The organism is Acidovorax sp. (genome assembly GCF_022763525.1).
Taxonomy (GTDB): domain Bacteria; phylum Pseudomonadota; class Gammaproteobacteria; order Burkholderiales; family Burkholderiaceae_C; genus Acidovorax.
This window is the reverse complement of the sequence record NZ_JALEGG010000054.1, coordinates 1-18,489: the sequence shown is the minus strand read 5'-3', so window position 1 is coordinate 18,489 and position 18,489 is coordinate 1. Positions and strand designations below refer to the sequence as shown.

17 protein-coding genes are annotated in these 18,489 nt (G+C 66.4%); 3 read left to right on the top strand and 14 right to left on the bottom strand.

Translation table 11 applies throughout. From position 1 onward, the window contains the following. Window position 1 precedes the first annotated feature (1 nt). Window positions 2–958 (top strand): FecR family protein, encoded by a 957-nt coding sequence (locus MRY84_RS03960; RefSeq protein WP_291504453.1) that lies wholly within the window; start codon window positions 2–4, stop codon window positions 956–958. A gap of 84 nt (window positions 959–1,042) precedes the next feature. Here MRY84_RS03960 and MRY84_RS03955 read toward each other — a convergent pair whose 3' ends face one another. The 5 genes from MRY84_RS03955 to MRY84_RS03935 all read right to left on the bottom strand — a co-directional run bounded on the left by MRY84_RS03955 (window position 1,043) and on the right by MRY84_RS03935 (window position 5,337). After that, window positions 1,043–1,906 carry a TIGR00730 family Rossman fold protein gene (locus tag MRY84_RS03955; RefSeq protein ID WP_291504452.1) on the bottom strand — a complete coding sequence of 288 codons (864 nt, stop codon included), beginning with the start codon at window positions 1,904–1,906 and terminating at the stop codon, window positions 1,043–1,045. Window positions 1,907–2,028: 122 nt separating this feature from the next. Continuing rightward, on the bottom strand, window positions 2,029–2,415 hold the full coding sequence (crcB, locus tag MRY84_RS03950; RefSeq protein ID WP_291504451.1) for a fluoride efflux transporter CrcB: 387 nt from the start codon (window positions 2,413–2,415) through the stop codon (window positions 2,029–2,031). A 79-nt stretch (window positions 2,416–2,494) separates the two neighbouring features. Next, window positions 2,495–3,799: a TRAP transporter large permease subunit gene (locus MRY84_RS03945; RefSeq protein ID WP_291504450.1), complete on the bottom strand. Its 1,305-nt coding sequence runs from the start codon at window positions 3,797–3,799 to the stop codon at window positions 2,495–2,497. 18 nt (window positions 3,800–3,817) lie between these two features. Beyond that, window positions 3,818–4,327: a TRAP transporter small permease gene (locus tag MRY84_RS03940; protein WP_291504449.1), complete on the bottom strand. Its 510-nt coding sequence runs from the start codon at window positions 4,325–4,327 to the stop codon at window positions 3,818–3,820. A gap of 23 nt (window positions 4,328–4,350) precedes the next feature. Next, complete coding sequence (locus MRY84_RS03935; protein ID WP_291504448.1) at window positions 4,351–5,337, bottom strand: TRAP transporter substrate-binding protein; 987 nt, start codon at window positions 5,335–5,337, stop codon at window positions 4,351–4,353. A gap of 194 nt (window positions 5,338–5,531) precedes the next feature. Between MRY84_RS03935 and MRY84_RS03930 the strand changes: the two genes are divergently transcribed. Beyond that, window positions 5,532–6,062 carry a winged helix DNA-binding protein gene (locus MRY84_RS03930; RefSeq protein WP_291504447.1) on the top strand — a complete coding sequence of 177 codons (531 nt, stop codon included), beginning with the start codon at window positions 5,532–5,534 and terminating at the stop codon, window positions 6,060–6,062. 80 nt (window positions 6,063–6,142) lie between these two features. Further along, a complete protein-coding gene (locus MRY84_RS03925; protein ID WP_291504446.1) occupies window positions 6,143–9,784 on the top strand; it encodes a hydantoinase B/oxoprolinase family protein in 3,642 nt (1,213 codons plus the stop codon). Between the two features lie 56 nt (window positions 9,785–9,840). Here the strand turns inward: MRY84_RS03925 and mnhG are convergent, their stop codons facing one another. The 9 genes from mnhG to MRY84_RS03880 form a co-directional block, all read right to left on the bottom strand. Then, window positions 9,841–10,230, bottom strand: coding sequence for a monovalent cation/H(+) antiporter subunit G (gene mnhG, locus MRY84_RS03920; RefSeq protein ID WP_291504445.1), 390 nt, complete (start codon window positions 10,228–10,230; stop codon window positions 9,841–9,843). Next, complete coding sequence (locus MRY84_RS03915) at window positions 10,227–10,505, bottom strand: K+/H+ antiporter subunit F (RefSeq protein WP_055402533.1); 279 nt, start codon at window positions 10,503–10,505, stop codon at window positions 10,227–10,229. The genes mnhG and MRY84_RS03915 overlap by 4 nt, the downstream gene beginning before the upstream one ends. Beyond that, a complete protein-coding gene (locus MRY84_RS03910; protein ID WP_291504444.1) occupies window positions 10,502–11,023 on the bottom strand; it encodes a Na+/H+ antiporter subunit E in 522 nt (173 codons plus the stop codon). Before MRY84_RS03910 ends, MRY84_RS03915 begins: the two co-directional genes overlap by 4 nt. Next, window positions 11,020–12,660: a monovalent cation/H+ antiporter subunit D gene (locus MRY84_RS03905; protein ID WP_291504443.1), complete on the bottom strand. Its 1,641-nt coding sequence runs from the start codon at window positions 12,658–12,660 to the stop codon at window positions 11,020–11,022. Before MRY84_RS03905 ends, MRY84_RS03910 begins: the two co-directional genes overlap by 4 nt. A gap of 190 nt (window positions 12,661–12,850) precedes the next feature. Further along, on the bottom strand, window positions 12,851–13,216 hold the full coding sequence (locus MRY84_RS03900) for a Na+/H+ antiporter subunit C (protein ID WP_291504442.1): 366 nt from the start codon (window positions 13,214–13,216) through the stop codon (window positions 12,851–12,853). Continuing rightward, window positions 13,207–16,167 carry a monovalent cation/H+ antiporter subunit A gene (locus MRY84_RS03895; RefSeq protein ID WP_291504441.1) on the bottom strand — a complete coding sequence of 987 codons (2,961 nt, stop codon included), beginning with the start codon at window positions 16,165–16,167 and terminating at the stop codon, window positions 13,207–13,209. Before MRY84_RS03895 ends, MRY84_RS03900 begins: the two co-directional genes overlap by 10 nt. 127 nt (window positions 16,168–16,294) lie before the next feature. Then, on the bottom strand, window positions 16,295–16,765 hold the full coding sequence (locus tag MRY84_RS03890; protein ID WP_291504440.1) for a helix-hairpin-helix domain-containing protein: 471 nt from the start codon (window positions 16,763–16,765) through the stop codon (window positions 16,295–16,297). 96 nt (window positions 16,766–16,861) lie between these two features. Beyond that, window positions 16,862–18,019 (bottom strand): lipopolysaccharide assembly protein LapB, encoded by a 1,158-nt coding sequence (lapB, locus tag MRY84_RS03885; protein ID WP_291504439.1) that lies wholly within the window; start codon window positions 18,017–18,019, stop codon window positions 16,862–16,864. Further along, window positions 18,009–18,353 (bottom strand): LapA family protein, encoded by a 345-nt coding sequence (locus tag MRY84_RS03880; protein WP_291504438.1) that lies wholly within the window; start codon window positions 18,351–18,353, stop codon window positions 18,009–18,011. The genes lapB and MRY84_RS03880 overlap by 11 nt, the downstream gene beginning before the upstream one ends. Between the last annotated feature and the right edge of the window lie 136 nt (window positions 18,354–18,489).

The following is an 18,489-nucleotide window of genomic DNA, read 5'->3' as shown; positions in this document are numbered from 1 at the left end:
GATGCAGTCCAATCATTCATCAACGCGGTGGCCGCTGTGGATGGCCGTGGCCGCCGCGTGGCCCCTGCAGGGGCTGGCCGCCGCGGGCATGGTGCAATTTGCGACAGGTGATGTTCAGTTGCGCAGGGCAGCCGGCGCGTTGCCCGCGATGAAGGGTTCCGAGGTGGAGAGCGGCGACATCGTGGTCACCGGGGCCAATGGGCGCGCCCAGATCCGCTTCTCGGATGGTGGCCTGGTGGCGCTGTACCCGGACTCGCACTTCATGGTGACGCGCTATGCGGACACCGGCGACGCCGCGCAGGATCAGTTTGCCGTCAACCTCGTGCGCGGCGGCCTGCGTGCCATCACGGGCTGGATCGGCAAGCGGGACGCGCGCAACTACAAGGTGACCACGCCCACGGCACTGGTCGGCATTCGCGGCTCGGCCTTTCTGATTGCGTTCAATGAGCAGGGGGAACTGCTGGTAACGGGGGAGCAGGATGAGATCGAGGTTTGCACCGAAGCCGGCTGCGTGGGGCTGAAGGCCGGCGAGTCGGTGCGGGTGATTTCCAGCCGCCAGTTGCCGGTGTATACCCACACGCGCGCAGTCTTGCCAGTTCCACCGCCGCCGGTTCCGTGGGCCGTTGGTGAGCAGTTGGGGAACGAGCGGAATACGCAGGCGCCCGCAGAGCCCGCGCCCACGCCGCCGGGGCCCGCGCCGGCTCCTGCGCCCATGGACCCTTCCGTCCCTGCGCCACCACCCCCAACTCGCCCGCCAGGCACGCCTGCGCCACCCGCGCCAGCACCCGACCCGGGCGCGCCGCCCCCGCCGTCCAGGCCGCCGCAGCCGCCCACCACGCGGCCGCCGCCGCCCGTCACCCCGGCACCTGCGCCCACGCCGGTGACGCGGCCGCCCATCATCATCCTGCGGCCGCCCATCATCGTTTTGCCGCCAGCACCGCCGCCGATCATTCGCTGAGCAGCAAAGGCGATCGGATTGGCATGCCGGCACGCAGCGCGCGAAGGAAGGCCGACGGGCGCGCGCTCTCGCTGGGAAACCGGTTTACAGCTGATAGAAGGACTTGATCAGCTCCCAGGCTTCCTGCGGATCGTCGGTGTAGTGGAAGAGCTGGAGGTCCTGCGCCGAGATCGTGCCTTCTTCCACCAGCACGTCGAAGTTGATCAGCCGCTTCCAGTAGTCCGCCCCGAACAGCACGATGGGCACGGGCTTGGCCTTCTTGGTCTGCACCAGTGTGAGCACTTCGAACAGCTCGTCCAGCGTACCAAACCCCCCGGGGAAGGCCACCAGGGCCTTGGCGCGCATCATGAAGTGCATCTTGCGCAGCGCGAAGTAGTGGAACTTGAAGCTCAGGCTCGGCGAGATGAAGCGGTTGCCGCTTTGCTCGTGGGGCAGGGCGATGTTCAGGCCCACGTTCAGCGCACCGGCCTCGTGGGCGCCACGGTTGGCGGCCTCCATGATGCCGGGGCCGCCGCCGGTGCAGATGTAGATGCGGTCGGCAGGGCGCTGGCGCTCGCTGTAGTCGGCCACCAGCTTGGCGAACTGGCGGGCCAGGTCGTAGTACCGGGCGTTGCGCACCGCCAGCTGCGCGCGCGAAAGCCGCACTTCGTCGCCGCTGGCTTCGGCCTCGGCGAGCTGGGCTGCGGCTTCATCCGGCGCCACGAAACGGGCGCTGCCGTAGACCACGACGGTGTTCTCGATGCCTTGCTCGGCCTGGCCCAGATCGGGCTTGAGCATCTCCAGCTGAAATCGGATGCCGCGCGTTTCGCGGCGAAACAGGAACTCGGGGTCGGCGAAGGCCAGGCGGTAGGCGTCGGCGTGCAGCGGATTGCCGTTGACGGCATGCGTGTGCAATTCGGCCCAGGCATCGGCCAGGCGGCGTTCATTCAGTTGGGTGTTGGCGTCCATGGATGGCTTTTCGTACGGTGCAGGCAAAAGGTGGTGGAGAAGGCTGCGGCGCCGTGGCGGCCGCCCGCCGGATATCGGTAGCGTGTGGGTTTCTCAGAAGGATATCGGGTTGAATCGCCTATTCATCCGGCGCGGGATGCTATGAAATATGAAGCGGTCTGAATGCCCAGCACCGTCAGGCACAGCGACCCCAGCAGGTGCAGCGCGGTGGTACCCAGCGCGATGGCATAACGCTGCGCCATCAGCATGCCCACCACCTCGGCAGAAAAGCTGGAGAAGGTGGTGAGTGCGCCCAGAAAACCGGTGACGAGGGCAAGGCGCCAGACGGGGTCCAGCTGGGGGAGAGTATGGAACACGGCCACGCACAGGCCAACGAGGTAGCCGCCCACCAGATTGGCCGCCAGCGTGCCCCACGGCAGCACTCCGCCAGTGTTGAGCCACAGGCCCAGGCGCCAGCGGGCCAGCGCGCCAGCGCAGGCACCTAGGCAGATCGCAAGAACATTCAGCATCGGGGCGATTTTCGCCGAAGGCGGTGGCACATTGCGTGCCGCTGTGCGAGCCCGGTGATTCGCCGGGCAGCGGGCTTTTTCAGCGGGTGGCCATCTGCTGTGGGAGCCACGTCACGATGGCAGGGAAGGCGTAGATCAGAGCCACCGCGCCGCACATGAGCAGGAACATGGGCGCGGAGACCTTGGAGATCCACGGTAGCTGCTTGCCCGTCATGCCCTGCAGCACGAACAGGTTGAATCCCACCGGCGGGGTGATCTGCGCCATCTCGACCACCAGCACGATGAAGATGCCGAACCAGATCGGATCGATGCCTGCGGCCTGCACCGTGGGCATGAGCACGCCCATGGTCAACACCACCATCGAGATGCCGTCCAGGAAGCATCCGAGGATGATGTAGAAAATGGCCAGTGCCACGATGAGCTGGGCCTGGTTGAGCCCCAGCGACGCGATCCATTCCGCCAGGTGGCGCGGCAGGCCGATGTAGCCCATCGCCAGGGTGAGAAACGCGGCACCCGCCAGGATCAGCGCGATCATGCAGTACAGCCGCGTGGCGCCCATCAGCGAATCCTTGAAGGTGCTCCAGCTCATCGAGCCCTGCACGGCGGACAGCAGCAGCGATCCCACCACGCCCACAGCGGCCGCTTCGGTGGCCGTGGCGAAGCCGGTGTAGATGCTGCCCAGCACCGCGGCGATCAGCAGCACCACGGGGATTAGGCTGCGCGACTCCGACAGCTTCTGCAGGAAGGTCATGCCCACGTCGGCGGCGGGCACCTGCTCGGGGTGCCGCAGCGCCCACAGCATGATGTAGCCCGAGAACAGTGCGGCCAGCAGCACGCCCGGCAGCACACCTGCAATGAAGAGCTGCGAGATGGACACCTCGGCCGACACGCCGTAGACGATCATGATGATGGACGGCGGGATCAACAGGCCCAGCGTGCTCGCGCCCGCCAGCGTGCCCACGACCATGTGCTCGGGGTAGCCGCGGCGCGTGAGTTCCGGCAGCGTCATCTTGCCGATCGTGGCGCAGGTGGCAGCGCTCGACCCCGACACGGCTGCGAAGATGGTGCAGCCCACCACGTTGGTGTGCAGCAGCCGCCCGGGCAGGGCCTGCACCCAGGGCGCCAGGCCCTTGAACATGTCCTGCGAAAGTCGCGTGCGGAAAAGAATCTCGCCCATCCAGATGAAAAGGGGCAGGGCGGTGAGCGTCCAGCTGGAGGCGCTGCCCCAGATGGTCACGGCCATGGCATCGCCCGCGGGGCGCGATGAGAACAGCTGCATCCCGATCCAGGCCACGCCCGAGAGGGTGAGGCCGATCCACACGCCGCTGCCCAGGATCAGGAACAGTGACAGGACCAGCAGTCCGGTAATGGCGAGATCACTCATGGGACATCCGTCGTGTGGTTACTCGTTGCGAAGCGCTTCGCCCGAGGCTGCCTGGGCGCGGCGCCCCAGCAGCTCCAGCACCAGCTCGTCAACGAAGGCAATGGCCAGAATCACCGTGCCCACGGCCATGGCGATCTGCGGAATCCACAGCGGCGTGGCGTCGCTGCTGGTGGAGATGTCGTGGAACTCGTGCGACTGCCAGGCCAGCTTGCAGCTGTAGGCCGCAAACAGCAGGGCGAGCAGCGTGGCAATGGCCAGCGCCCAAACCTCGAACGCCTTCTTGGCGCCGCCCTTCAGAAAGTTGAGCAGCAGCGTCACGCGAATGTGCTCGCCGCGCTTGAGCGTGTGGGCGAGCGCAAGGAAGCCCGAGGCGGCCATGAGGTAGCCGGCGTAAGCGTCGGTGCCCGGCACGTGAAAGTGGAACTGACGGCTGGCGATGGACAGCAGCACCATGCCCAGCAGTCCGACCATGAAAAGCGCCGCCAGGGCGGCGGCACTGTCGTACACCCAATCAAGAAGGCGGCGCATGGGGCTCTGTTATGCGAACGGGTTTACTTGCGGTACGCGTCGATCAGGGCCTTGCCTTCGGGGCCGGCCTTGTCGAGCCATTCCTTGAGCATGGTGTCGCCCACCTTGGCCATGTCGGCCTTGAGCGCGGCGGGTGGTGCCTCCACGGCCATGCCGTTGGCCTTGAGCTTGGCCACGGTGTCGGTGTTCACCTTGGCGCTGGCAGCCCAGCCGCGCGCTTCGGCGTCGGCGCCGGCCTTGAGCAGCGCGTCCTGCAGCGGCTTTTCCAGCGCGTCAAACGCCTTCTTGTTCACCAGCACCGCGTTCTTGGGCAGCCAGGCCTGGGTGTCATAGTAGAACTTGAGGTGCTCGTACAGCTTGCTGTCCACGCCTGTGGCGCCCGAAGTCATGGTCGATTCGACCACGCCCGTGGCCAGCGCCTGCGAGAACTCTGCGGCCTGCACCGTCACAGGCTGCGCGCCCACCAGTTCGGCAATGCGGGCGGTGGCGGGGCTGTAGGCGCGCCACTTGATGCCCTTGAGGTCAGCGGCAGAGGCCAGGGGCTTCTTGGTATAGATACCTTGAGGAGGCCAAGCCACGGCGTACAGCAGCACCATGCCCTGTTCTGCCAGTTTCTTTTCGAGGAAGGGCTTTTGCGCCGCGTAGAGTTTCTTGGAGGCGTCGTAGCTGTCGGCGAGGAAGGGCAAGCCGTCCACACCGAAAATCTGCCATTCATTCTGGAAGTTGGCCAGCAGGATCTCGCCCATCTGCGCTTGGCCGCCTTGCACGGCGCGCTTGATTTCAGGGGCCTTGAACAGCGCAGCGTTGGCATGCACCGTGATCTTGAGCTTGCCGCCGGTGGCCTTGTCCACATCGCTGGCCAACTGCACCATGTTCTCGGTGTGGAAGTTGGTGGCGGGGTAGGCGGCGGCCAGGTCCCATTTGGTCTGTGCAAAAGCCGAACCGGCGGACAGGCCCAGGGCCATTGCCACGCCCAATGCCGTGACGGGAAAGATGCGACGACGCTTCATGGGGGACTCCACAGTGGGTTGGTTGAGGGACAAACGATATGTAAACAATGTATCGGAGGCGAGGCCGTTGCGGCATAGGTAATTGCCTCAATGTCGACAAATTACCGACAAATTACTATCAACATGCCTACAATGCGGCGCATGCACAACCTGTGCCAGCGCCGCCTTTCATTGCCTCTCACGGAGTTCCCTGGATGAAGCCTGCGGCCAAGAAGCCCACCGACGCTGTGTCGATTGTTTCGTCGGCCCACCTGGTATCCGCCCGCAGTGCCGAGATGAGCGAGTTCGAGTTCGGCCTGATCGTGGCGGGCAACGCCTTCCACCGCTGGGTGGTGCATTGCATGGCCGCGGCCGGGCTCAAGGACCTGATGCCGCTGGACGTGCTGGTGCTGCACCACGTGACGCACCGCGCGCGCGACAAGCGCTTGGCCGACATCTGCTTCATCATGAACGTGGAAGACACGCACCTGGTGAACTACTCCCTCAAGAAGCTGCAGAACCTGGGCGTGGTCGCCTCCCGCAAGAACGGCAAGGAAGTGACCTATGCCGCCACCGACCTGGGGCGCGGCTATGTGCAGCGCTACCGCGAGATCCGCGAGAACTGCCTGATTGATGCCCTCAATGCCGACGACGCACTGAACAAGGACATTGGCGAGCTGGCGCGCTTGCTGCGTGTGCTTTCGGGCATGTACGACCAGGCAGCGCGTTCGGCGGCTTCACTTTAGGCGTGCCCCGGCAATTGAATCAAAATGGGCTGTGGCGCATGAATGACAAGCGCGAGCAGCTATCAAAAGTAGAGTAAACCATGACCGCACCCCTCGATTCCACCCCACGCTGGCAGTTCTGGATCGACCGAGGAGGCACCTTCACCGATGTGGTGGGCAAGCGCCCGGACGGGACCCTGGTCACGCACAAGCTGCTGTCCGAGAACCCCGAGCAGTACAAGGACGCGGCCGTGGCGGGCATTCGCCACCTGCTGGGCCTCGCGCCCGGCGAACCGGTGACGCCCGACCTGGTGGAGTGCGTGAAGATGGGTACCACGGTGGCCACCAACGCGCTGCTGGAGCGCAAGGGCGAGCCCACGCTGCTTATCACTACCCAAGGCTTCAAGGACGCGCTGCGCATCGCCTACCAGAACCGCCCACGCATCTTTGACCGCCACATCGTGCTGCCCGAGCTGCTGTACGAGCGCGTGATCGAGGCGCAGGAGCGCATGGGCGCCCATGGCGATGTGATCGAGCCGCTGGACGAAGCGCACCTGAAGGAACGGCTGTGGGCGGCCTACGACGCGGGCCTGCGCAGTGCAGCCATCGTGTTCATGCACGGCTACCGCTACACCGCGCACGAAGAAGCCGCCGCACGCATTGCGCGCGAAGCGGGCTTCACGCAGGTGAGCGCATCGCACGCCACCAGCCCCATGATGAAGCTGGTGAGCCGGGGTGACACCACGGTAGTGGATGCGTACCTCTCGCCCATCCTGCGGCGCTATGTGGACCAGGTGGCCAGCGAAATGCCGGGCGTGAAGCTGTTCTTCATGCAGTCGTCGGGCGGCCTGACGGATGCGCAGGTGTTCCAGGGCAAGGACGCGATTCTGAGCGGCCCCGCAGGCGGCATCGTCGGCATGGCACGCACCGCAGGGCTTGCAGGGCACGACAAGGTCATCGGCTTTGACATGGGCGGCACCAGCACCGATGTGAGCCACTACGCGGGCGAGTTCGAACGCGAGTTTGAGACGCAGGTGGCGGGCGTACGCATGCGCGCGCCCATGATGAGCATCCACACCGTGGCGGCCGGTGGCGGCTCCATCCTCGGTTTTGATGGCGCACGTTTCCGCGTCGGCCCCGAAAGCGCGGGTGCCAACCCTGGCCCCGCCAGCTACCGCCGGGGCGGCCCGCTGGCCGTGACGGACGCGAACGTGATGGTGGGCAAGATCCAGCCCGCGCATTTCCCCAAGGTGTTTGGCCATGCGGCCAATGAGGCGCTGGACGGCGACGCGGTGGCGCAGAAGTTTGGCGACCTCGCCACGCAGACTGGCCGCAGCGCGGAGGATGTCGCCCACGGCTTCATCCAGATCGCTGTGCAGCAGATGGCCAATGCCATCAAGAAGATCAGCGTGGCGCGCGGCTATGACGTGACGCGCTACACGCTGCAGTGCTTTGGCGGCGCGGGCGGGCAGCATGCGTGTCTGGTGGCTGATGCCTTGGGCATGACCCGCGTGTTCGTGCACCCGCTGGCGGGTGTGCTCAGCGCCTATGGCATGGGCCTGGCGGACCAGAACGTGATCCGCGAGCAGGCGGTGGAAACCAAGCTGGAGCCTGATGCGCTGGCTGGTATCGAAGCCACTCTGGAGCAACTGGCCACCACCGCACGCACCGAGCTGGAGCGCCAGCAGGTGGGCGCGGGCACAGCCGTGGTGCACCGCCGCGTGCATGTGCGCTACGAGGGCAGCGACTCGGCACTCATCGTGCCGTTTGGCACGCAGGCCGAAATCACCGCCGCGTTCGAGAACGCTTACCGCCAGCGTTTTGCTTTCCTCATGCAGGGCAAGGGACTGGTGGTGGAAGCCGTGTCGGTCGAAGCGGTGGTGCCCGGCGACGCCCCCGTGGAGCCGCGCCACACGCTGCAACCTGCGCGCGAGGTGCCGCGCCGCAGCACTGTGCGCATGTACACCGGCGGCATCGATGGCGTTGCGGCATGGCACGACGCCGCCCTGGTGGTGCGGGAGGATCTGCGCCCCGGCGACGTGATCCCCGGCCCGGCCATCATTGCCGAGAAAAACGCCACCACCATCGTGGAGCCCGGCTGGGAGGCCGCGCTGACCGACCTGGACCACCTGCTGCTCACCCGCCGCGTGGCGCGTGCCGTGCAGCACGCCGTGGGCACCACGGTGGACCCGGTGCTGCTGGAGGTGTTCAACAACCTGTTCATGAACATCGCTGAGCAGATGGGGCTGCAGCTGCAGAACACGGCCTACTCGGTCAACATCAAGGAGCGTCTTGACTTCAGCTGCGCGCTGTTCGACGCCGAGGGCAACCTGATCGCCAACGCGCCGCACATGCCGGTGCACCTGGGCTCGATGGGCGAGAGCATCAAGACCGTGATCCGCGAGAACAGCGGCCGCATGCAGCCCGGCGATGTGTTCGTGCTCAACGACCCGTACCACGGCGGCACGCACCTGCCGGACATTACCGTCATCACCCCGGTCTACATTGCCGACGAGGCCACGCCCACGTTCTATGTGGGCAGCCGTGGCCACCACGCCGATGTGGGCGGCACCACGCCGGGTTCCATGCCGCCGTTCTCCACGCGCATCGAGGAAGAGGGCGTGCAGATCAACAACGTCAAGCTGGTGGAGCGCGGCGTGCTGCGCGAGGCCGAGATGATTGCGCTGCTGGAAAGCGGCGAGTACCCCAGCCGCAACCCGCAGCAAAACATGGCGGACTTGCGTGCGCAGATCGCCGCCAACGAGAAAGGCCAGCAGGAGCTGCGCCGCATGGTGACGGAGTTTGGCCTCGATGTCGTGCAGGCCTACATGCGCCATGTGCAGGACAACGCGGAGGAGTCCGTGCGCCGGGTCATCACGCGCCTGAAGGATGGCGCGTTCACCCTGCCGCTGGACAACGGTGCGCAGATCAGCGTGGCCGTGAAGGTGGATGCGCAAAACCGCAGCGCCACCATCGACTTCACCGGCACCAGCCCGCAGCAGACCAACAACTTCAACGCGCCCACGGCGGTGTGCATGGCGGCGGTGCTGTACGTTTTCCGCACGCTGGTGGACGATGACATTCCGCTGAACGCCGGGTGCCTCAAGCCGCTCAACGTGATCATCCCGCCCGGCAGCATGCTCAACCCCAACCCGCCGGCCTCGGTGGTGGCGGGCAATGTGGAGACCTCCACCTGCATCACCAATGCGCTGTACGGCGCGCTGGGGCTGATGGCGGCGGGGCAGTGCACCATGAACAACTTCACCTTTGGCAGCACGCGCTACCAGTACTACGAGACCATCTCGGGCGGCAGCGGCGCGGGCGGCGTGTGGGATGCCGATGGGAAATTGGTGGGCGGGTTTGACGGCACCAGCGTCGTGCAGTGCCACATGACCAACTCGCGCCTCACGGATCCTGAGGTGCTGGAGTTCCGCTTTCCGGTGCGGCTGGAGGGCTACGCCATCCGCAAGGGTTCGGGCGGCGCGGGGCGCTGGAAGGGCGGCGATGGCGGCGTGCGCCGCGTGCGCTTCCTGGAGCCGATGACGGCCAGCATCTTGTCGAACGGACGCCACCATGGCGCGTTTGGCATGGCAGGCGGCCAGCCGGGTGCTGTGGGCATCAACAAGGTGGTGCGCAGCGATGGCCGCGTGGAACTGCTGGACCATATCGGCCAGGCCGAGATGCAGCCGGGCGATGTGTTCGAAATCCACACGCCCGGCGGCGGCGGATTTGGAACAAATTGAACTTTGAATGAAATTGGTCGCTAGCGCTTGTCCAGCAAGCGTTGGCAGCTATTCATTTAGGAGTTTTCAGTTTCCGATGGCGTCGTCTTGGGCTGGCTCAAGCTCGGCGGCACATCCAGCCCCATCTGCCGCGCGCGGAACAGCGCAGCGCGCATCAAAAAGATCGACATGATCGGCACGGTGATCGCCACGAACACGGCAATCAGCAGAGCATGCAGCGCCAGGCTGCGGTCGGCCACCGAAAAGTACAGCACCGTGCCATGCATGATCAGCCAGCAGCCCAGCGTGGCGATGATGGCAGGCGCGTGTACCCGTTCAAAGAACGTGGGCAGGCGCAGCAAGCCGGTGGAGCCCAGCAGCGCGAGCCCCGCGCCGGACAGCACCAGCACGGCCACGATGATTTCCAGCCACAGCGGCAGAACGGCGATGGTGGCGGCCTCGGTCATTCGATCACCTCGCCGCGCAGCAGGAACTTGGCCATGGCCATCGATCCGACAAAGCTGAACAGCGCCAGCAGTAAGGCGGCTTCGAAGTAGTTCTTGCTGCCATACAGCAGGCCCAGCACCAGCATCACCAGCATGCCGCTCAGGTACATGCAATCGAGCGCCAGCACGCGGTCTTGCGCGGAAGGGCCCTTGAGCAGGCGTATCAGCGCGCAGCCCATGGCCAGAGCCAGCATGAACAGGGCAATGGGCAGGGCCCAATCCAGAATCGGGGTCATTCGAAGATCTCCATCAAGGGGGCCTCGTAGCGCCGCTTCACGTTGGCGATGACGGTGGCGGCGTCGTCCAGTTCCAGCACGTGCAGCAGCAGCATGCTGCGGTCCAGCGCCAGCTCGGCCCAGGCGGTGCCGGGGGTGATGCAGACGATGGTTGCCAGCACGGCCAGCGCGTTGGGGTCGCGCACATCGAGCGGGATGTGCACAAATCCCGCCGGGTGCCGGCGGCGGCCCGGTGCCAGCAGCAGTCGCGCCACGGCAACATTCGAGCGCACGGTATCGACTGCGACGGCAAGGGCCAGGCGCAGCACGGCGCCTGGCCTGCGGATGCGCACCGGCAATGGCCGCAGCCCGGCCGTGAGCAGCGGAATGGCCAGCGCCAGCACTGTGCCCAGCACGATGTGGCCCGCGCTCAGGCTGCGGTTGAGCAGCAGCCACAGCACCAGCAGTGCCAGCGAGAGCACGGGGGCGGGCACCAGGCGCTTGAAGGGCCGCTGCAGGGGGGCGTTGCGGGGCTTCATGGGTGCTGGGCTCCTTGCTCGGCCGGGGTTGTTGCCGATGGCGGATTGGGCATGGGGAGGGTGGTCATCACCGCGCGTACATAGGTCGAGGGCGTGTGCAGCGCATCGGCCGTGGCCTGGGTGTAGCGCATCACGGCGCCGGCCTGCCAGGCCAGGGCTACGCAAGCGCCCAGCAGCAGGGCAATTGGCAACCCCTCCAGCACCAGCAGCTTGGGGGCCGATCGGTCGTGCGCCGCCCAGAAGTGCCGGATGCCCGCGCGGGTCAGCGCCACCAGCGCCAGCAGGCCCGATGCCACCACCAGCGCCACCATCGTCCAGCCTGCTACGCCCAACTGGATGCCGCTGGAAGCGCCTAGCCCCAGGGGATTGAGCAGCGCGTGAACCATGGCGAATTTCCCCACAAATCCGGGCAGGGGAGGCAGGCCCGCAATGACCAGCGTGCAGGCGATGAACGCCAGGCCGAGGAACGCGGCTGCCGCAGGGATGACCTCGCCGATCAGGGCCTGCTCCTTGTCGTCGAGGTTCATGCCCTCGTTGGGGACCAGATCAGCCGACAGGAAGGGGGCGTCATCCGTCTGTTCGTGCGGCGCGACGCTGGCGCCATCGTTGCGCCAGCGATCGATCAGGTCGGTCAGCAGGAAGAGGGCGCTCACCGCCAGCGTGGAGCTGAGCAGGTAGTACAGCAGCCCTCCCGTGAGCAGGTTCTGTCCAAAGCCCATGGCGGCCAGCAGCGTGCCCGACGACAGGATGGCGCTGAAGCCCGCCAGATGCCCCAGGCGCTGCGAGCCCAGCATGCCGATGGCGCCGAACGCCATGGTCAGCATGCCGCCGCCCACCAGCCACTGGCTGCCGAACAGCGACGATTCGCCCGCCTCGGCGCCGAACAGGAGCGTCCACAGCCGCAGCACGCTGTACACACCCACCTTGGTCATCAGCGCGAAAAGAGCGCCCACTGGCGCCGTAGCCGCGCTGTAGGCCGGTACCAGCCAGAAGTTGAGCGGCCACACGGCGGCCTTGATGAGAAAGGCTACCGCCAGCACGGCCGCAGCGGCGTGCAACAGGCCGCGGTCTGCGGGCGCAACACCCGCAACTGCCTGCGACAGGTCGGCCATGTTGAGCGTGCCGGTGATGCCGTAGAGCATGGACACGCCGATCAGAAACAGCGATGAGGCGGCGAGGTTGATGGCAATGTAGTGCAGCCCCGCCGACACGCGCGGGCGGCCCGAGCCGTGCAGCAGTAGCCCGTACGAGGCCGCCAGCATGATTTCGAAGAACACGAACAGGTTGAACAGGTCGGCCGTGAGAAACGCGCCCGCCAGACCCATCAGCTGGAACTGGAACAGCGGATGAAAGTGCACCCCCGCACGGTGCCAGCGCGCCGCCGAGAACAGCACAGCTGCCAGCGCCACGGTGCTGCACAGCACCAGCATCATGGCCGAGAGCCGGTCGAGGGCCAGCACGATGCCGAACGGCGCGGGCCAGTTGCCGGGCAGGTATACGCCCAGTCCATGCGGTTGGGCTGGGTCCTTGGCCTGTACCAGCAGCAGCATCAGCCCGGCCGTGAGCATGGGCAACGCGATGGGAGCAATGATCAGGTGCGGCAGCAACCGGTCTACTAAAAATCCAGTGAGTGTCATGTCAGTTGTCCCGGACGCTGCGCACGAAACTGCCGCGCCCAAGGCCAGGGCAGCCCGGCAAGGGCCGCCCCGCAGCGGGGGCTGAGTGCCGCGGCTCCAAGCCTGCCTGCGCAGGCTTGGACGGCAGCGAAGAGCGGCCGCCTCTGGCAGAAGCACCAAGGCGCGTAGCGCCTCACGGGGGTGTCATTGATCACGGCATTTCCTGAGCGTCTTTCGAGCGGCTGCCATCCACATGGTCGGTGCCCGCCATGCCACGCGATGCCAGCAACACCACCAGGAACAGCGCCGTCATCGCAAAGCCGATCACGATGGCGGTGAGTGTGAGCGCCTGGGGCATGGGGTCGGCGTAGTGCGCCAGATCTTGCGGCAGGCCGGGCTGCAGCACGGGCTCCTTGTCGATGGCCAGGCCCAGGCGCCCCATGCTGAAGATGAAGAGGTTGACCGCGTACGACAGCAGCGACAGCCCCATGATGACCTGGAAGGTGCGGGGCCGCAGCAGCAGCCACACGCCCGAACCTGTGAGTACGCCAATGGCCAGTGCCAGTATCAGTTCCATGGGCCTTCTCCCTGTGTTGCGACGGTGGGTGGTTCCGCGGCCTGCGCTTCCTCGGCGGGGCGTGTGTTGTTGTAGCGGTGGCTGCGCACCGATTGGTGGGCGATGCCGGTGAGGATGAGCATGGTGGAGCCCACCACCAGCGTGAACACGCCGATGTCAAAGAACAGAGCGCTTGCCACGTGGATGTCGCCGACCACTGGCAGGTGCAGGTGGGCCGTGTGGCTGGTGAGGAAGGGGTAGCCCCAGGCCAGCGCTCCCAGCCCGGTGGCCAGAGCGGTGAGCAGGCCCACGCCAATCCAGCGGCGCGGGTACAACGGCAGGTGCGCCTCGACCCATGAGGTGCCCGAGACGATGTACTGCAGCAGCAGCGCCACCGAGAACACCAGCCCGGCCACAAAGCCGCCCCCGGGCTCGTTGTGGCCTCGCATGAAGAGATACATGGACACCAGCGTGGCAAATGGCAGCATCAGGCGCACCAGCACGGCGGGCACCATGAGGTAGCCCACAGCGGTGTCGGCGGTCTGGCGTGGGTTGGACAGGTCGGTATCCACGTCGGCGGGCAGGGCGCGCTGCTGCGGTGGCAGGTCCATCACCTCGCGCGCAGGCCTGAAGCGCCGAAGCAGCGCATACACCGTGAGCGCCACGATGCCCAGCACCACGATCTCGCCGAAGGTGTCGAAACCCCGGAAGTCCACCAGCATCACGTTGACCACGTTGGTGCCGCCGCCTTCGGTGAGTGCGCGCTCCAGGAAGAAGGTGGAGGTGCTGTCGGGGAAGGGGCGGCTCATCATGGCGAAGGAAAGCAGCGCCATGCCCGCGCCGCTGGTCAGCGCCAGGGCCATGTCGCGCCAGCGGCGCAGCTGGGTGCGGCGTGCTTCGGCCAGCGTGGGCAGGCGCAGGCTTTCGTCGCGCCGGGGCAGCCAGCGCAGCCCCAGCAGGATGAGAATGGTGGTCACGACCTCCACCACGATCTGCGTGAGCGCGAGGTCGGGCGCGGAAAACCAGAGGAAGGTCAGGCACACGCACAGGCCCGAGCCGCCCAGCAGCGTCAGCGCCGCCAAGCGGTGGTATTTGGCCTGCCAGGCCGCGGCCATGGCGCACAGGCCGCCCAGCAGCCACAGCAGCGCGAAGGCCGGTGACAACGGCAATTGCGCGCGGTCGCCAATGGGCAGGCCCCGTGCCCACAGCGGCAGCACGCAGGCGGCAAGCGCCGCGCTCACGAGCCACAGCATCTGCCACTGCAAACGTCCCGTACCCAGCATTCTGCGGCCCTGGCGCCCCCACTGGGTGAGGGCGGCGAGGGTACCTTCAAACAGCCGCTGGCCGCTGATGTGACGCATTGCCGGCGGCGCATCCAGCGTGCCTTGGCTGCGCTGCCAGCGCAGCAGCGCGTACAGGGCGGCGCCACCGGCCAAGGCCACCAGGCTCATCACGAAAGGCGTATTGAACCCGTGCCACACCGCGAGGCTGTAGTTGGGCAGATCGCCCCCAACAACCGGCCGTGCGGCGGCGGCCAGATAGGCGCCCACCGACCATGCGGGCAGCGTCCCCACCACCAGGCAGGCGAGCACCAGCAGCTCGACGGGCACCCGCATCCAGTGCGGCGGCTCGTGCGGCGGCCGTGGCAGGTCGGTGGCGGGCGGGCCCCAGAACACATCCACTGTGAAGCGCAACGAGTACGCCACGCTGAACATGCCGGCCACGGTGGCGGCCACGGGCAGCAGCCATTCCAGCATGGGCGTGGTGTTCACGTACACCGTTTCGGCAAAGAACATTTCCTTGGAGAGGAAGCCGTTGAGCAGTGGCACGCCGGCCATCGCTGCACTGGCCACCATGGCGAGCGTGGCGGTGATGGGCATCATCTTGCGCAGCCCGGAAAGGCGCCGTATGTCGCGCGTGCCGCTTTCATGGTCCACGATGCCCACGGCCATGAACAGCGAGGCCTTGAAGGTGGCGTGGTTCATGATGTGGAAAACCGCTGCCACCGCGGCCAGCGGGCTGTTCAGGCCCAGCAGCAGCGTGATGAGCCCGAGATGCGAGATGGTTGAATAGGCCAGCAGGCCCTTGAGGTCGTTCTGGAACATGGCCGCGTAGCCGCCCACCAGCAGCGTGGCCAGGCCTGCGCCACCCACCAGCCAGAACCAGGGTTCGGTGCCCGCGAGGGCTGGCCACATCCGCGCCAGCAAAAACACGCCCGCCTTGACCATGGTGGCCGAGTGCAGGTACGCCGACACGGGCGTGGGCGCGGCCATGGCGTGCGGCAGCCAGAAGTGGAACGGCAATTGCGCGCTTTTGGTCAGTGCGCCCAGCAGGATCAGTACCAGCGCAGTGGGGTACAGCGGGTGCGCCTGGATCAGCGTGCCGGCAGCCAGCACCCGGTCGAGGTCGTAGCTGCCCACGATGTGGCCCAGCACCAGCATGCCCGCCAGCATGGCGAGGCCCCCGGCGCCCGTCACGGTGAGCGCCATGCGCGCGCCGCGCCGCGCGTCCTTGCGGTGGTGCCAGTAGCCGATCAGCAAGAAGGAAAACAGGCTGGTCAGCTCCCAGAAGAAAGCGATCTGAATGAGGTTGCCCGAGAGCACCACGCCCGCCATGGCGCCCATGAAGGCGAGAAAGAACGAGAAGAAGCGCGGCACCGGGTCAGCTGACGACATGTAGTAGCGCGCGTACAGCACCACCAGGCTGCCCACGCCCAGTACCAGCATGCAAAACATCCACGCAAAGCCATCCATGCGGATAACAAGGTTCAGGCCCAGGGCAGGGAGCCAGGCCAGTTCCTGCCGGATGACCCCGCCATCGGAAATCTGGGGGAAGCACAGTGCCGCCTGGACGGTGCAGAACAGGGCGATCAGGCCCGCCAGCGTGGACTCGGTATTGCGGGCGTTGGCGGGCAAAACTGCCGCCAGCAGGCTGCCGATGAAGGGAAGGAGGATGAGGGTGATCAGGGGCATGCGCAAACGATTTTAGGTTGCACCCCCAAAGACCCTGCATCCTCCTTGCCGTGCAAGCCCCGCAGTGCCCCCGCGGCAGCCAAAAAACAAAGCCCGCCAGGGCGGGCTTGTGGATTGGGCGGCGCGCTTACTTTTTGGTAGCGGTATCTGCCGCAGTGGCCGCCGGGGCTGCGGTAGTGGGCTGCTGCACCGCGGGCACCGCCGCCGTGGATTTGCCCTCCTGCTTGCCTTTGCTGCCAGCGCCGTTCTTGTCGGTGGCTTGAGCGTCCTTGGCCTTCTTGTCGGCTTTTTCGGCCTTGTCCGCTTTTGCTTTGGCCTTGGCGACTGCGGCAGCGCTGAACTTCTTGCCATTGACAGTCAAACCTTCGGCAGACAGACGGGCCGCCGTTTTCTCACCCACGCCACCCACCCGGGCGATGAAGTCGCTCCAGTCCTTGAAGTCACCATGGTTGCGCTCGTCCAGGATCTTGGTGGACAGGCCAGGGCCGATCCCTTTGACCCCGTCCAGCTCGGCGGCGGTGGCCTTGTTCACGTCGACCGCGGCAAACGCCGCGGCGGCATACAACAAGGTGATGATGAGCAGAATCTTCTTGAACATGTGGATCTCCCTCGGGGTTCTCGCTTGGTATGTGAATGGTGGCTCTCGATGCTGGCGCCTGGCAGAGCAGATGCCCGCACCTGTTCAACAGGTTTCCTAGAGTTCTTCGACGCGGCGCGCGGGGTAGCTGTCCCACGTCTGGCAGCCCGGGCATTGCCAGAAATGCTGGCGGGCCTCGAAGCCGCAGGCCGCGCAGCGGTAGCGGGTGAGCGGCTTGACGGCATGGTCCAGCGCACGCTGGATCTGGGGGTGAAACTCTTCGTGTTCCAGTTTTTCGGTGGCCAGCCATTTGGCGGCCGCCACCAGCGAGCGCTCCTTGTCCAGATGTTCCACGTAGCGCTGCCGCGCCGTGCAGCTGGTGGCCGCGTCCGCTGTCTCCAGGGCCACGATGCTCTCCAGCACGTCGAGCGAAGGGGCTTGAGCGTAGTGGGCCTGCAGCAGCGCATGGACCTCCGGCGTGCGGCCGGTGGCTGTGCCGGCCTCCACCATCAGCGCCGCGGCCAGGGGCAGCGCCGCGGGATTGCGCTCCCCCAGCGCCTGCAGCGTGGCCAGCACCTCCGTGGGTTGACCGAGGAGCCGCTGCAGCCGCGCCAGCTCGATGCGGGGGCGCGCGGCCTCGGGGGCTGCGGCCACCGCTTGCTCCAGCAGCGCCTGCGCGGCGGATGGGTCGCCCTGGGCTCTTAACGCCAAGGCCTGCTCGCACAGGTAGTGGGCTTGGCGGGTGCTGAAGTCGCCTTGGTCGGCGTCGTGCATCTTGCGAGCGATGGTGGCTGCATGGGGCCAGTCTCGGGAACGCTCATAGATGGCGAGTAGCGCCAGCCGGGCCTGGGCTTCAAAAGGGGTGCCTTCCAGGCGGTGCAGGGCTTCTTCCGCGCGGTCCAGCAGGCCAGCCTTGAGGAAGTCGAGCGCCAGCGCGTGCTGGGCTCGCTCGCGGTCGGTGCGAGAGAGGTCGCCGCGCGAGAGCAGATGCTCGTGCACACGAACCGCACGGTCGTACTCGCCCCGGCGGCGGAACAGGTTGCCCAGCGCGAAGTGCAGTTCTGAGGTGTCGGGGTCGTTCTGTACGGCTTCGATGAAGGCGTCAATGGCCTGGTCCTGCTGCTCGTTCAGCAGGAAGTTCAAGCCCTTGAAATACGCCTTGGGCGCGCGGCGGTTTTCGGCGCGCAACTGGCGCAAGTCGAAGCGCGATGCCAGCCAGCCCAGCACGAAGGCCAGGGGCAGGCCCAGGAGAATCCAGGTCAGGTCAAATTCCATGGACAGAGGGCACGTCGGGCGGTGAGGTGGGGGCGGACGGGCTGCCGCTGGTGCCCGCGGGAACTGCAGACAATGGTGCAGCCGGGACGGCGCCGGCCATGGTCGCCACCTGGGCGCGACGCGCAGCCGTGCGGTGGCGCCACCAGCGCGGCACCATGCCCAGCACGCCCACCACCAGGCCCGCGGCGAAGGCGGTCAGCACCACCAGCACGAGCGGTGCGCGCCACTGCGTGCCAAAGAAGAAGTGGACGGTGGCGTCCTGCTGATTGTTCAGAGCGAAGGCAAACAGCGTAAAAAAAATGGCTGCCTTGAGCAGCCACAGGAGGTATTTCATCGGTCTCCCCAGTGGTGGGGGGATTCTAAGAGCTTGCACGCTGAGAGTCGTGAAGCGCTTGGCGGGCAGGTACTTAAGTCAAATTGGCCTCTGGCGCTTGTGCATCAAGCGCCAATAGCTATCATTTTTGAGTGCT